At 40.3% G+C, this 15,789-nt stretch carries 12 protein-coding genes; 8 read left to right on the forward strand and 4 right to left on the reverse strand.

Annotated features, from left to right (window positions below):
- The first annotated feature begins 89 nt into the window (after positions 1-89).
- From ACN6OV_RS02795 to ACN6OV_RS02820, 6 genes are all read left to right on the forward strand, one after another.
- The gene (locus ACN6OV_RS02795; protein ID WP_427949469.1) at positions 90-683 is read left to right on the forward strand and encodes a LysE family translocator; all 594 of its coding nucleotides are present in this window, start codon (positions 90-92) and stop codon (positions 681-683) included.
- A gap of 116 nt (positions 684-799) precedes the next feature.
- A complete protein-coding gene (gene dcd, locus ACN6OV_RS02800; protein WP_427949471.1) occupies positions 800-1,369 on the forward strand; it encodes a dCTP deaminase in 570 nt (189 codons plus the stop codon).
- A 246-nt stretch (positions 1,370-1,615) separates the two neighbouring features.
- Entirely contained in the window at positions 1,616-3,676 is a 2,061-nt protein-coding gene (locus ACN6OV_RS02805; RefSeq protein ID WP_427949473.1) for a hypothetical protein, read from the forward strand.
- A gap of 10 nt (positions 3,677-3,686) precedes the next feature.
- Positions 3,687-4,379, forward strand: a complete 693-nt coding sequence (locus ACN6OV_RS02810) for a hypothetical protein (RefSeq protein ID WP_427949474.1) — start codon at positions 3,687-3,689, stop codon at positions 4,377-4,379.
- Positions 4,380-4,409: 30 nt separating this feature from the next.
- The gene (locus ACN6OV_RS02815) at positions 4,410-6,593 is read left to right on the forward strand and encodes a DUF6160 family protein (RefSeq protein WP_427949476.1); all 2,184 of its coding nucleotides are present in this window, start codon (positions 4,410-4,412) and stop codon (positions 6,591-6,593) included.
- Positions 6,594-6,625: 32 nt separating this feature from the next.
- Positions 6,626-7,927, forward strand: coding sequence for a hypothetical protein (locus ACN6OV_RS02820; protein WP_427949477.1), 1,302 nt, complete (start codon positions 6,626-6,628; stop codon positions 7,925-7,927).
- 54 nt (positions 7,928-7,981) lie between these two features.
- On the opposite strand, the gene ACN6OV_RS02825 is transcribed toward ACN6OV_RS02820, so the two are convergent.
- The 4 genes from ACN6OV_RS02825 to ACN6OV_RS02840 all read right to left on the reverse strand — a co-directional run bounded on the left by ACN6OV_RS02825 (position 7,982) and on the right by ACN6OV_RS02840 (position 14,630).
- Positions 7,982-9,697, reverse strand: a complete 1,716-nt coding sequence (locus ACN6OV_RS02825; protein ID WP_427949479.1) for a proline--tRNA ligase — start codon at positions 9,695-9,697, stop codon at positions 7,982-7,984.
- 96 nt (positions 9,698-9,793) lie between these two features.
- On the reverse strand, positions 9,794-12,898 hold the full coding sequence (locus ACN6OV_RS02830; protein ID WP_427949481.1) for an efflux RND transporter permease subunit: 3,105 nt from the start codon (positions 12,896-12,898) through the stop codon (positions 9,794-9,796).
- A gap of 23 nt (positions 12,899-12,921) precedes the next feature.
- A complete protein-coding gene (locus ACN6OV_RS02835; RefSeq protein ID WP_427949483.1) occupies positions 12,922-14,025 on the reverse strand; it encodes an efflux RND transporter periplasmic adaptor subunit in 1,104 nt (367 codons plus the stop codon).
- Between the two features lie 50 nt (positions 14,026-14,075).
- A complete protein-coding gene (locus ACN6OV_RS02840; RefSeq protein ID WP_427949499.1) occupies positions 14,076-14,630 on the reverse strand; it encodes a hypothetical protein in 555 nt (184 codons plus the stop codon).
- 382 nt (positions 14,631-15,012) lie between these two features.
- Here ACN6OV_RS02840 and pilG point away from each other — a divergent pair, with 382 nt between their 5' ends.
- Together pilG and ACN6OV_RS02850 are read left to right on the forward strand one after the other, a co-directional pair.
- Positions 15,013-15,396 (forward strand): twitching motility response regulator PilG, encoded by a 384-nt coding sequence (gene pilG, locus ACN6OV_RS02845; RefSeq protein WP_078191060.1) that lies wholly within the window; start codon positions 15,013-15,015, stop codon positions 15,394-15,396.
- 24 nt (positions 15,397-15,420) lie between these two features.
- Entirely contained in the window at positions 15,421-15,789 is a 369-nt protein-coding gene (locus ACN6OV_RS02850; protein WP_427949485.1) for a response regulator, read from the forward strand.

Consider the following 15,789-nt stretch of genomic DNA (forward strand, 5'->3'; position numbering starts at 1 on the left):
AAAAAGTGTTATCAGCGTTCACAAAATGTGATTGCTTTCATTCAGGTGAATTATTACGCTTATATGACTATATATGCGGGTCTGTGAATATGATCACTTGGTTTTTTATTGGTCTCGTTGTCACTATTTTATTGACCCCCGGCCCGACCAATACTTTACTTGCGTCTTCTGGCATACAAGTGGGTCTGCGTAAATCATTTCGACTGATTCCTGCTGAAGCATTCGGTTACCTCATTTCAATTACCCTGTGGGGCTTTTTGATTGGTAAAATTTCCGTTCATCTTCCACTTTTGCCGACTGTTTTAAAATTATTTAGTGCGGGCTACATTTTATATTTAGCACTGCGTTTATGGCGTACCGCAACCGTGGTTGAAAATTTCGATCAAAAGAGAATTCGTGCGCGCGAATTGTTTGTTGCGACCTTACTCAATCCGAAATCGTTGTTGTTTGCTTCAGCGATTTTTCCAGCTGTAGCATGGCAAAATCCAAACTACTATGTCGCGCATATGTTGACCTTTTTACTGTTAATCGTTCCGATTGCATTTTTCTGGGCATTTATTGGCTCAATTCTGGCGAGTAATAAAATCAGCTGGTTGAACCAAGCCAACTTGCAGCGTACAGCTTCATTGATCTTGGTGAGCTTTTCTATTCCCTTAAGCTATTCGGCGCTGTTAAAACTGTAATCTAGTTGGGAGATTCTGGACTAAATCCACCCAGAATCGTGGAGCTTATTTTCATTAAGGGCGATTTCAGTTAAAGTACCACGCAATAATTGATTTAAGTTTTTGGATTGAAATAAATGACTATTAAGTCTGATCGTTGGATTCGCGAAATGAGCGAAAAACACGGCATGATTGAACCGTATGCAGAAAACCAAGTCCGTTATGATGAAAATGGCGAAAAGCTGATTTCTTATGGCGTGTCGAGCTATGGTTATGACGTGCGTTGTGCGCGTGAATTTAAAGTGTTCACCAATGTTCATTCCGCAATTGTCGATCCTAAAAACTTTGACGATAAAAGTTTCATTGATATTGAGTCGGATGTATGTATCATTCCGCCAAACTCATTTGCGCTTGCGCGTACGGTTGAATATTTCCGTATTCCACGCAATGTGTTGACGGTTTGTTTGGGTAAATCGACTTATGCACGCTGCGGTATTATTGTGAACGTGACACCTTTAGAACCGGAGTGGGAAGGTCACGTGACGCTGGAATTCTCTAATACCACGAATTTGCCAGCACGTATCTATGCAGGTGAAGGTGTTGCTCAGATGTTGTTCTTTGAGTCAGACGAAGTGTGTGAAACCTCATATAAAGACCGTGGTGGTAAATACCAAGGTCAGACCGGTGTGACTTTGCCTAAAGCATAAAATTTTACCTAATGTTAAAAAGCGAGCCATTAGGGCTCGCTTTTTTAATGCAGTTTCATTCATCGGAAAATAAACATTATCGGACAGTTGGTTTTGCATTTAGGGAGAGTTTCAGCATAATAAAAAGTTAAGTGACTGGTCTATCACAAGTCTCCATTTAAGGAATAAATGGACAATAAAATCAAAGCCAGTTCTCAGGAATAAATATAAGAGAGATGCAGAGCATCTGATAAAAGGAAGGTCGAGATGACTCAATTCACCCAGGCTAAGTTATTCCGCCAGAGTTGCTTAGCAGCCGCAGTCAGCATTTTTGCTGCACCATCTGTTTATGCGCTTCAAGATTTATCAGATGAAGCACTTTCTGCCACGACAGGTGAGGGAGTTGCTCTTACGCTTGAAAACTTTAAAATGGTTTTTCAAGGGGCGAATGACCGTTCTACTGCTTCAAGTTACGCATCTGGTGCAATAGACCCCAGTAAAAATGACACGGGTTTTATCCGTATTATTCCTACCGGTGAAAACTACGAGCAATTGGGTCAACGTGCTTACGATAAAATTTATAAGGCTGAATATGTTGATGCGTATCAAAAGGGGCGTGTAACAGGTTATAACGGTGTATATGACTCGACGTATACAAGTTTTAAAAATACCTATGAGACCAATAATGCTACACGTATAACCAATGAAACCATTGCAACATATTCAACAGAATATCGTGGTCGAATAGTACAATCTTATCTTGAATCAGATACGATGAGGGCTTATTATGATCAGCGTTATAAAGATTATAAAGACGGGACAATTGTTTCGGGTCTGGAAAGTGACGGAACTACAAAGCATACCTTAACTGTTGGGCAAGATAATAAATCGAAAGAATATGCTCTAGCTAATACTTATGAAATGATTGAGCTATTATATGGGAATAATAGTACGGGTAACTTACCTATTGGGTCTACGTTTTACAAGAATTATGTATTAGGAAAAATAACCCGATCAAATATCATTGATACAACAAAAAACGCTCAGTTGAATGCCAAAGCTGTAGAGACCCTGAATCAGTTGGCATCTGACTATGCCAAGCTTGAGGCACAAAAAGCCAGCGATTCTGCACTTGCTACTGTTAAGAAAAATGCAGAGATTATTGCTACACAAATAGCATCCACCGCAACGGTAGCCAAATTAAGAACCAAGGCTGATGTATTTATTTATGGTTTGGCATTGTCAAATTCAAAAGATAAAAATGGTCAAAGCTCTTTAGCAACGCGTTATACCGATCAAGGATTCAATTGGGGAACAGCCGATAATCCATGGTTATTCCATGCCGGAAATCAAGATGTAGAGCAGTATGCGAAAGATAATACTGGAAATGTTGGTTATCTTGCGATTGAAGCTCCCCTCAAGAAAATTAGTATCGATGATTCATCTAATACGATTAAGCTTGGTTTGTGGATGGATATATTTTCGCGCGAGCTAAGTTCAAGCAACGTGGTGGATCCAATTACTGGAGCACCAACAAGTGGTTTGGATAAAGACTTTCGTTTCCGTACTCAAATTGTGGCAAATGGTTTAAATCTGAATGGTTCACAAACTCGAATCTTCCAGACACTTAAATCGACCAATACTAATTATAATCAGACATTAGGTTTAGCAAGCTTAATCCGCATCAATACCAATGATCATGCGGAAACATTAAGTATTCAGGATTCAGACTTGGATGCGCGAGGTCTACGTATTAGTACTGCTGCACGTTCAGATTTAGATGACGGAACAGCAGCAACCCCAGCCATGGATCGTTCTGTTGCGCCAATTTTTCATGAAACAGAAGGTTTATATCTATATAGCCCAAACATTAACCTAGTACTGGGTAATATGTATCAACCCTTTATTGTTGGTTCAGAAGGTCGAAATATTATTTTGGAAGTCACGCGTATTCCAAATGTACCTTCTATTTACAGTAAGATTTATACCTACTATTCAGATATTCAAGGTAATACAACGGGCACTTCAGGTTTGACTACAGCAGATTTTAAAGGGTCTACATGTAATGTTTATTACTGTGGCACGGAAATAAAAGCCAACTCAACGGATCAAACCGCAATTTATCAGGGGCGTAATGCGACGCATAGTAGTATTGCTGTTGGTACAGTAGAAAGACTGCCCGGGACAAATTTATTGAATGCTGTCAGCACAGAAAATGCGACAGGTGTCGTTTTTAAAGATATAAGCGGAAACAGTACCAATTTGGGTTCAGTTGCGATTGATGGTGTTCTTATTCAACATTTAAAAATTAGAACTACAGGGCTGTAGGAGAAGAATAATGTATAAATTTGCATTTTTTTTGGTGTGTGCAGCGATTGCACAAACTCATGCTGGCCTTATTTCAATGGATAATAGTGAGTTGACAGCAACAACAGGCCAAGGAGGAGCTGATCTCAGTTGGACACTATCACTAAACCACCAGTATGCCAATGATATGTCAAAAAATAATATTTCAACGATGAATGCAGATGGTATGACTACACAGGCTTATTATGGCTACCAGTGTTCTTCAAATGAATTTTGCCGATTGGCTATTGCACCAAATAATCATGTTGATACAAATGGGAATAAAAAGTGGCTAGTTTTTAAGCAATTTCAGGGCACTTTACAAATTGATCAGTTTTCACTTGATGGCATCACCATTATTAATAACGAAGGTAATCCACAAACGGCGATGCAACTGACCTTTTATGATGATAAACCGCTTAAAATTCGTAATCTAGGTTTTTCAACACTGGCAGTTGAAACTGGAACCTCTAATCAAGAGGGTTATGAAAATATCAGTACATATAGTACTTATACAGAAAAAAAAGCAGATGGAACGACAGTCAGTGGATTACAAGTTCCGGAGTTTGATCGTGGCTCGGAACAAGGTTTTATGGGCCTAAATGTGCATGGGAATATGCATATGAGTGGAAAATTAAACATCTTTAGTTTTAACTGCACTGGGAATGGTGCAGGTCGCTGTTAATCAGCTGAGACTAAAAATAAGGATATTGTAATGAAAAAAATAATAACACTTACAGCACTCGCAACTAGTATTGTACTGGCTCAATCTACCTATGCTTTTGAGCAATTAACAGATGAGCGATTAAGTTCGGTAACTGGACAGGATGGTATTTCTATTACCCATGAAGTTTCAAGAGTTAAAGTGAATCAACTTAATTGGGTAGACCCGACTGATCAAAATAAAATGAAATTAGGTTTGCATGATGTACAAATTGATGGGGTAGCACAAAGTACAATTACTTCAAAACTAGATTTTGATGTAGGGGCGACAGATGCTGGCGCAGGTATTCGGATTGCTGCAAGCGTAAGCCCTTTTACTGCAATAGCTCAACATGTCATGTTGTTGTGTCAAGGTACAACTTGTCAAACTCCTTCACAAGACCTCGGTTCACTCTCGATTTCTACTACTTCACCATTGAAAATGATTCTAGAGACTAGTAATGGTTTATTTAATCGTCAAGAGACGGCATTTATAGATTTTCAATTACAAAATTCCAGTATCAGTCATGGTATGAATGGTCACAGCCTGACTTTAAAAGATTTCAATTTTAATTTTTCGGGTACAGGTTATATATACGTTGCAGAAGATGAAGGAATTGTACTGACGACTAAATCTACAGGAACGACTGATCATATCGTGAATTTGGGGCGAGTAAAGGATAATTCGAATGTGCATAGTTCAAGAAAAAATGCCACAAATCCTGGTGTAAATATTGATTTACGTTATGGGGTGGAAGGTGCAGAACAGCAAAATTTAATTCGTATGGGGGCTTCAGGTGCAGTAACCAATGCGAAAGTTTTGTTAAATGCAAATCAGGAAGGGATTAATGACTTTGGTTTAACCAACAAGGCCACAGGCTATGAGTCAGTTGGTCCTGGTGGTTTGCATTTGGGTATGCGAGCAGACTTTACAGGAAAAAATAATCCAAATCTTGTAGCAGGTCAGGCACCGACAACGTTTGAAATTGGTCATACAGGGATTGGAAGCTATGCTATTGAGTTTTCTAATTTAAGGTCATTGGTTGCAGATAAAGACTCCTATATCGATTTTGGTGATATTTATATTAATAGTATACAAGCCAAAAGTTTAGAGTTTTTGGTGAATGATAAACTCAAAGCAACACTCGGTCTGAACAATAATATATTAACACAAACATTATCGACCAAATCTATAGGGGATAACTTCGCATTCATTGCAATTCGAGGCATGGACTTTCAGTCTATTGCACGTACAGCCCGATTTATCTCAGATAATTCCATTGCTGAATTGACTAATACAACAGACAGTACTTGGGGGATAGGTATCCCGATTTATAATTTGAATGCAAATGTCGCATTATCTGAACAAAAGTATAGTTATAAAGGTAGTACAGAAAAATCAGGGATTGGCTATAACATTGCTGTAAGTACAGAAGGCTACGGGGTTGATAAGAAAACGGGAACTCCAAGTACTACATCACTTATTCTGATTGATGGCAAAAAAGGTCTTAATGGAGAAGAAGTCAATTATTATGCTGGTTTAAGAAATATCAATGCATTGATCCAGTCAAATGGTGTAATTGGATATGAAGGTGATGGAATTTATGTTCGAGCAGATAGTCTTTTAATTGCTGCAAATGCAGAACTGGCAATTGGACAATTACCAGGCTCTACATATAACTGTGAAACAGCAGTCTCCGCAAAATGTGGTACGACAGTTTCTTTAGATAATTTCTCAAAACATGATGATGTGCTGACCAATATTGCATTTAAATTGGATGGTAAAGGTGAGTTATTTATTGTTCCGGGCCTAAATGATACTGCTGAAAATAATTATTTATCTTTTCGCGGAAGTTTTGAATTCAGAGCTTTAACCGATACAGAAAAGAATGATCAAAAAATTATGGGTAGTTACTTAAGTCTGATAAATGAAGATGTAGATGTAAGTGGTTCAGTTACGGCATCAAGTATCAATATAAATAAGATGCAGGGAGAGTTAGGTTTTGATGCACGCATTAAGATGAAACAAGATTCTGTGTTGCTTGACAACCAAGTAAAGTTTAATCCCACAAATAATATGGCTAAAGCCTTTCGAGCAGAAGTTTCAATGTTGACCAATGGTAATACGCAAAAAATGGCAGATATTGCACTGACTGGCGGCACTATGCGTAGCACAATGGGCATCAGACCACGTTAAGAACAAATAAAATAATGAATAGGGACTTTGTTATGAGAAGAAAGGTACTCAGTAGTTTGACACTTTTAACTATTACGATGAGTGGTTTTACGCATGCCATGATTGCTTTGGATGATGAAAGCTTATCTAAAGTTGATGGCCAAGCTTTACTATCCATGGAATATACGCAGGGTTATAACTCGGTGGATGATAGTGGGCAGGCTATCGATCAGTCCAGTGTCGGCTTTTATAAATTAGGTTTAGAAGCAGAAATGGAACTCAATGCCAATATTAAAAAACTTCAATTAGGATGTGGAGGGATAAATGGATCAAAAGGGTGCGATATTGATATTGATCATATTTCTTTAAGTGGGTTACCTAGTGATTCAAATTATACCTCTGATCAGCGTGCAGCAACTTCAGCATTAATTACCAATCCTTTTGTAGAGTTTGCTGTAAAAAATCCAAATTCAGCTGCCAAGCGTGAAGTTCTTGGCTTTCGACTTAGTGCTGAGAAAATCGCAGGGCTAATGACCATGGGTACGGAAAATAGCAACGATCCCAATGGACTTAAAAGTTTTAGTGGTTATATGAAGACAAAAGCCTCCTCTGGAGTAGCAACAACTGCGGAGCGAGTGATGGATTATGCTGCTACGGGACAATATATTGAGGGTGCAGTAAAAGGGACTTTATTTGGTGCAGAAGTGAATAGTCCATTACATTATAAAGCAAATAAATATTCCCTTAATCTAAAATCGACCTCTGCACCTTTTACTATTCCTTCTACGGTTATCACTGGAAATAGGAAGACGAGTGTTGAATTAAAAGGTACAGGAACAGTTGATCGTTTGGACTTTAGTGGGCCTCTGGAGGCGCAAATTGCATTGGCAGGAGTTAATATTAATTTAAATAAGAATGTGACGGGTTATCTAACGGGTTTGCAAACAGATATCACTGTAAAGCAAAACTTGGGATTAATTCATGCACTATATTTAAATAACCCAGCATCATTATCTTTACAAGCACAACAAATTTTATGGCCAGGCGCTTCGGTAGCAGCTGATAAGGGCTGGTGGCTAGCCATGGAGGATGAAGTGGATTTAGGTAGCATCACGCCAACGGATAAAGTGGCTATCACCAATGAGGTACTAAAGCAAACCATTGCAGGTATTAACCATGACTTGAGTACCAATGTGCGTAGTTGTGGGGATTTGATTTTTGGTTGTGTTGCAGGTTCTGACTTAGATGTGAAAGAAATTAAAAACCCATCACTTATTAACTTTCCACTTAACAATTTAAAGTTATCCGGGCAAGAGTTTAGATCGAACTGCTTTGGTGGGCTAAAATTTTGTTAAACATGATAGTATAAAAAATCCCACACTAAGCGGGATTTTTTATACTAAAGGAAATTATTTTGCAATTTTAGCGAGTAATTCTGCTTTAGAAATATTTACAGATTCAGCATCACGGCGGCCTTTGTATTCAAATGTACCCGCATCCAAACCTTTTTCACCAATCACAATACGGTGAGGAATACCTGTAAGTTCTAGGTCAGAGAATTTAACACCTGGGCGCTCATTACGATCATCAAGCAGCACATCGTAACCCGCAGCGGTAAGTTCTGCATAAAGAGCTTCCGCAGCTTCAAGTGTACGTGGTGATTTGTGTGCATTCATTGGTACTATTGCAACTTCAAAAGGTGCGATCGCCGCAGGCCAAATAATGCCTTTGTCATCGAAGTTTTGTTCAATCGCAGAGGCAACCACACGAGTTACTCCAATACCATAGCAACCCATTGTTACGACAAGTGGTTTACCATCTTCGCCTAAGACTTTACAGCCCAGTGCTTCAGAGTATTTTTGACCAAGTTGGAAGATATGACCGACTTCGATACCACGTTTAATCAAGATCGTACCTTGACCGTCTGGAGATGGATCACCTTCAACCACATTACGTAAGTCATAAACCTCAGTAATCTGTGCATCACGCTCCCAGTTTACGCCAACCGCGTGTTTATCCACTTGGTTTGCGCCTGCAACAAAGTCAGATAGTACAGAAGCTGCACGATCAACGATCACAGTAATGCCTTTTTCAACTAAACCTTGTGGGCCACAGAAACCAGCGGTTAAGCCAAGTTCAGCCAATTGAGCTTCAGTTGCAAAGGTTAAAGGTGCAGCAATTAAAGGATGTTTTTCGGCTTTAATTTCATTCAGTTCGTGGTCACCACGAAGGAATAATGCCACAACAGGCGCAGTTTTACCCTCTTCGGCTACACCTTGTACAAGTAAGGCTTTCACTGAGTGGGCAGGATCTGATTTTAAAAACTCTGAAACATCGGCAATGGTTTTTTGATTTGGCGTATCGACAATTTCCAAAGCTTTAGCAGGAGCAGCACGTTCACCAACCAGTACCGCTTCAGCCATTTCAACGTTAGCTGCATAGTCTGATTCGGTCGAGAATGCGATATCATCTTCACCGCTAGAAGCCAATACATGGAATTCATGCGAGCCTGAACCACCAATTGAACCTGTATCCGCTTGTACTGGACGGAAATTTAAACCCAAGCGGGTGAAAATTCTACAGTAAGCTGCATACATATTGTCATAGGTTTCTTGCAGTGACGCTTGATCCACATGGAACGAATAGGCATCTTTCATGATGAATTCACGTGAACGCATTACACCAAAACGAGGACGAATTTCATCACGAAATTTGGTTTGAACTTGATAGAAATTTGCAGGTAATTGCTTATAACTTTTCAATTCATTACGGGCAAGGTCAGTAATGACTTCTTCGTGTGTTGGACCAAGTACAAAGTCATTGTTATGACGGTCTTTAAAACGAAGAAGCTCTGGACCATATTGTACAAAACGGCCTGATTCTTCCCAAAGTGAAGCAGGTTGAGTCACGGGCATAAGGACTTGAAGTGAACCTGCGCGATCCATCTCTTCACGGATAATCGCTTCAACTTTATTTAATACGCGAACGCCCATTGGCAACCAAGTGTACAAACCTGAAGCCAATTTACGAATCATCCCAGCACGAAGCATTAACTGATGTGAAATAACTTCAGCATCGTTTGGGGTTTCTCTTAACGTTGCAAATAAAAAGCGACTCGCGCGCATGGAAACTGTCCTAAAAAATTAAGCGTTAAAGTAGAGAGTATACAATAAAAAATGAGGCGAACATTTTCCAAAGTCACCTCATTTTAGATTTTGTAATTATGACATGATTTTCTTGGCTTGACGTGCAAGAAAATTACGCAAGTCATCTAGATAAGTAAAAATGACAGGTACGACTACCAAGGTAAGTAGGGTGGAAGTAATCACTCCACCAATGACGGCATGTGCCATTGGCGCACTTTGCTCACCGCCTTCGCCTAAACCTAGTGCCAACGGCACCATACCCATGACCATCGCACTGGTTGTCATTAGAATTGGGCGTAGTCGGGTTTTCCCCGCATTAATGATTGCATCATAACGATCAACCCCTTGATCCATGGCCTTTTTAATAAAATCGATCAGCAAAATGGCGTTCTTGGTGACTAACCCCATCAGCATGATAATCCCAATAATCGAGAACAAATTCATGGTTGAGTTAAACAGGAATAAAGCCAAGAAGACTCCAATCAATGAAAGGGGAAGGGAGGCCATAATCGCAGCAGGATGGATGAAACTGTTAAATTGTGAGCCCAATACAATATAAATAAACACAATAGACAGAGTAATTGCGCTTAAGGCATAACCCGCTGATTCAGCCATGTCTTTATTTGCGCCTTGAGTGACAAAGCTATAACCGGATGGTAAATCAAAATTCTTTTCAATTTCATTAATTTCAGCACCAATGTCACCGGCAGGACGGCCTGCGGTATTGGCTTCGACTAAAACTTCCCTTGCTAGATCGCGACGGTTAATTTGTGATGCCCCCAAAGTTTCTTCAAAGCTTGCGATACTGGCTAAAGGCACTAAAACGGGTAAACCTGCTGCATCGGTCTTTTGAGATGTGATAGACATACTTTGGATGTCAGTGGGTAAACGACGTTGATCTTCGGTTAAACGTAAATTGACATCATAGGTTTCGCCTTTTTCATCTCTCCACGTGGTGACGTTGTCACCGGCCAAAAGCGGGCGCATCACATTGGCAATTTGATTAACAGAAAGGCCTAAATCACTCGCTAAGACACGATTTACATGTATGCCAAGCGTTGGCTTCGGTTCTTTTAAAGAACTTTCTAAATCGACGATCCCATCGACTTTTGAAACTTCAGCCATAAAGCGGTCAGAAATTTTCTGTAATTCATTCAGGTCTGGTCCTTTGATGGAAATCATTACTGGTTTTTGTCCACCGGAAACGGTTTCATCGGCAGAAGCCACAGAGGTGATGGTAATCCCCGCAACGCTTTGTAGGCGCTGACGGAATGCATTATTCAAATCGGTTAAGGTTTGTGTGCGTTCATTACGTGGTGAGACAGTCACACGAAGGTTAACATGATTTTTACCGCGATCACTTGCGCTATTAATTGACCCATAGGTTGCTTTGACTTCGGGATGTTGACGAATAATTTGATCTACTTGTTTTAGTTTGGCCTGTGAATATTCCAGTGTGGCATCGACAGGCGTTTCAAATTTAATGCGAATCTCGCCTTTGTCAGGAACAGGCACAAACTCAGTACCAATCAGTTTAGAAAGAGCAAGTGCGCCAAACAGAGAAGCCACTGCAATCATAATCGTGATCAATCTAAAGCGTAGTGCCAGCTTGAGCAGCTTTTCATAATGATGACTGAGATGATCTAATTTTCCAGAAATCCAATCAAAGAAACGTTGAATCCGTCCAGGTTTTTTGTTTGGATCATGTCGTTCAGCCCAGTGTGCGGAAAGCATTGGATCGAGAGTAAAACTGACAAACATCGAAATCAATACAGCGGTACTAACGGTCACCCCAAATTGATAGAAGAAGCGACCAATAATCCCGCCCATAAAGGCCACAGGTAAAAATACCGCCACAATCGTCAGCGTAGTAGCCAAGACTGCAAGACCGATTTCCTTAGTGCCATCTAGTGCTGCGCTAACGTGGTCTTTGCCCATAGCGGCATGACGGACAATATTTTCACGCACCACAATCGCATCATCGATCAGTAAGCCAATACTCAGTGATAGGGCCAGCAGCGTCATCATGTTCAGCGTAAAGCCAAAAATCCAGATGAAGGTTAGGGTGCCGAGCAGAGAAATGGGTAAGGTTAAGCCGGTAATAGCCGTTGAACGAAACGAACCTAAAAAGAGTAAGACAATAAGTACTGCAAGCACTGCACCTTCAATAATGGTACGCGCTACATCTTTAATACTGCCTCGAATGCCCTTGGAGGAGTCAACCACAATTTCAGCCGTCGTGCCTTTTGGCAATTGTTGCTGTATTTCCGCGAGTGTTTTTCGCGTGTGGTCGACCACTTCAATCACATTAGAATCTGAACTGCGCAGAATATCGACAGCGACAGCAGTTTTGCCATTGAGATAGGCGCTGGATTGCATTTCGGCTTGGCTATCTTCAATGTGAGCAATTTGTTTTAAGAAAATCGGCGCACCACTTTTATTGGCAACGACGAGCTCACCAAAAGCATCGGGATGAATCACGCGAGACTTAATTTCGACCACAAGTTCTGAATTTTGTTGTTTTAACGTCCCGCCCGGTACTTCGATATTTTCAGATTTGAGTGTATTAATGACTTGATCAATCCCAATACCAAAGCTTTGTAATTTCTGTGGATTTACCTGAATACGGATTTGGCGTTGTGCATCACCAAGCAAGTTAACCGTACCGACACCGGGGACAGTTCGTAGTTGTGGCACAATCCGTTGGGTTAAGTAAGAGCTGAGATCACGCAGCGACATATCTTTCGATTCAAATACAATCGACATAATCGCGCTGGAGGTTGGGTCATAACGCTCGACTATAGGATCGTCGATTTCATCCCGAAATTGTGCTGTCACAGGGGCAATTTTATCGCGGATATCCTGTGCAGCCACCGCAGAAGAAACATCAAGGTTAAATTCAACAATGACGGTGGAAAGCCCTTCACTGGATTGTGAAATTACTTGTTTTAAGCCAGAAATGGTATTGATCTGATCTTCAAGTTTTTTGGTAATTTCAGATTCTACCGATTCAGGAGAAGCGCCGGGATAGTTGGTATAGACCACGACAAAGGGAAAATCGACATCGGGAAACTCCTCGACGCCCATACGTTGCCAAGATGCGAGTCCAAGTACCATCAGACAGAACATCATCATAATGGTGAATACAGGGTACTTCACACTAATTCGGGTTAACCACATAACAACAGTCCTGATTTATTCTTTTAATTGGGGCTAATACTGACGTCTTGCCGTATTTCGTCATCATTGAATTTTATGCGACTGACTAAATCGGTATTTTGCAGCCCCTGAACGATCGCCGTGTTGTTGCTGTAACTTTGATTTAAAATTTGAACAGGGACTTTGGCAATTTTATTTTGGCGAATCACCCAGACATAAGGGTTTTCTTTAGGGTTTTGAATGGTATCGAGTGGAATTTGCTGACCACGAATATGTTGTGAACTGAATAAATGACCTTCGACAAATGAACCGATACTTAAAGAAGTAATCGTTTCATTCGGCTGCGCGAAAAACTCAATTTGACGACTGCTTTGATCAGCAATCGGGGAGATACGGCTGACAGCAGCAGTCAACTGGTCCGGATTACCTTGAATAGTGTATTCAATGCGTTGGCCTATTTTTAAGGCCGCTTGCAAATCACTTGGCAATTTCGCCTGAATTTCCAGTTGGTCGGGATTTACAATTTCAAATAAAGTTTGGCCTGCTGCAACGGTCTGGCCTGGCTCAACTTCTCGTTTAGTGATGATGCCGCTAATTGGACTATAGATTGTACCGTCTTGATTGGCTTTGCGTGCAATATCGACATTGGCTTGTTGAGCACGGACATTTTCCATTTGCGCTTGGTAGTCGACACGACTTTGCTCATATTCTACTTTGGAAATAAAGCCTTGATCGAGTAGACGGTTTTTACGTTCCATCATCAGTCGCGCTTGATTGGCTTGAGCTTGGGTAGACGCTAAATTGGCTTGCGCTTGCGCAAGACGTGCAGCATTGTCTTGATTGTTAAGATGAACGAGAACTTGACCTTTTATCACGCGTTGTCCAACTTCAGCATTGACATTCGTTGCGGTAGCTGTCACTTGCGCTTGGATGCTGCTTTGATGGACTGCGCGAATCGTGCCAGTAAATCGCGTTTTGGAAACCGCTGTACCTTGTTGTATTGCAACTAGGTCTTGTTGAATCAATTCAATCTTATTCGGTGTTTCCACCTTTTCCGTTGTTTTCGTCTTTTGACAAGCACTCAGGCTTAAGCTTAAGCAAAGCAGACTGAGTGTAAAGAAATGAGATGAATGCTGTGTAGATTGCATAATGGTCCTTATTATCGCGCTGTCTACAAAGGCAATGGCGTAAATAGGGCTTATTCCATTGCTTTTAAACGCGCAATAATTCTGTCGTATTCAGCTTCCGTATTACGATAGCGAGTTTGTAACGATTGAATGTATTCTTTTTTCGCAACCATATTTTTTTGATTATTGGTTAAGGTGGTTTTTAGTTTCGCTGGCACCGTTTCACCTTTACGGAAGTATTCACGTTCCTGTCGTACAAATAATATGCGGTCACTTTGTAATTGCTTTAATTGTTCTTGTTCAAATGCGATTTGTTTTTTTATACCGACAAGGGCATCACGTTTTTTAATCGTTGCAATACGACTATTGGTATAGGCTTTTTTCAGTTTTAGATCGGACTCGCGTTGACGCGCTTGAGCAGCACGTTGCGGTGCTTGTCTAACATCTGACTCAGTGTTGTAAGGGCGGTTGCGTTTAATCACTTGCATATTCTGGTCAAGTGCTTCATAGCCATAGCGGATGTGATTTGGCGTGACATTGGTGCTGATATTCGCAATACCTTTACTGTCGTAGTATCGATACCAGGTCGCTTTTGGCGATTGTTGGGAGTTTGCAGTTGCCGCCATGATTAGTGGTGCATGTGCAAGTAAGCAGGTGACTAAAATAACTTTTTTAGATACTTGTTTCAGACCAATGAAGGTAAGCTTTTTCGCGAACTGACTCAACATTGTACTCCCCAGTTTAAAGTTGACTAAATTACTTATTTTAAAGTAATAAAATTGATATAATATTCCGAAACTAGACAATTAAATACTATTTCGAGTTAAAAAAAAATCGTTGACTATCAGAAAATGTGAAATGGTTAATATAAATATTGATAATTGTGCTTTTGTGCAGAAAATGCTCGTTGGAAATGCAAGTAAAAATATGTTAAAAATGTTCACAACTTGTAAATAATAATGCTGCTAACTTAATTGTTTGTACATCCTCAATGGGTAGGGTCAAGAAATGGACGATAAATTCCAAAATCTAAAAGTCATGGTAATTGATGATTCAAAAACCATTCGTCGTACGGCCGAAACACTTCTTCAACGTGAAGGGTGTGAAGTAGTCACTGCTGTGGATGGTTTTGAAGCATTATCAAAAATTGCTGATGCAAATCCAGATATCGTATTTGTCGATATTATGATGCCGCGTCTTGATGGATATCAAACGTGTGCATTAATTAAAAATTCACAAAATTATCAAAATATTCCGGTCATTATGTTGTCAAGTAAAGATGGCTTATTTGATCAGGCGAAGGGCCGTGTGGTTGGTTCGGATGAATACTTAACAAAACCTTTTAGTAAAGATGAATTGCTTAATGCAATCCGTAATCACGTTACAGCTTAATTAGTTTTATTTTTGGGGAAAAGCATGGCACGTATCCTTATCGTTGATGACTCACCGACAGAAACATTCCGTTTTAAAGAAATTTTAGGTAAACATGGCTTTGAAGTGATTGAAGCTTCAAATGGTGCTGATGGTGTAACCATGGCACAGGCTGAACTACCAGATTTAGTGTTAATGGATGTGGTGATGCCGGGCGTCAACGGATTCCAAGCAACACGTCAAATTGCACGTGGTGCGACAACGAAGCATATTCCGATCGTAATCGTCAGTACCAAAGATCAGGCCACTGACCGTGTTTGGGGTAAGCGCCAAGGGGCATGTGACTATCTAACAAAACCTGTAGATGAAAAACAATTAATTGATGTGATTAATCAGCACCTCAATGCAGGATAA

Source organism: Acinetobacter sp., from assembly GCF_050285345.1.
GTDB lineage: Bacteria > Pseudomonadota > Gammaproteobacteria > Pseudomonadales > Moraxellaceae > Acinetobacter.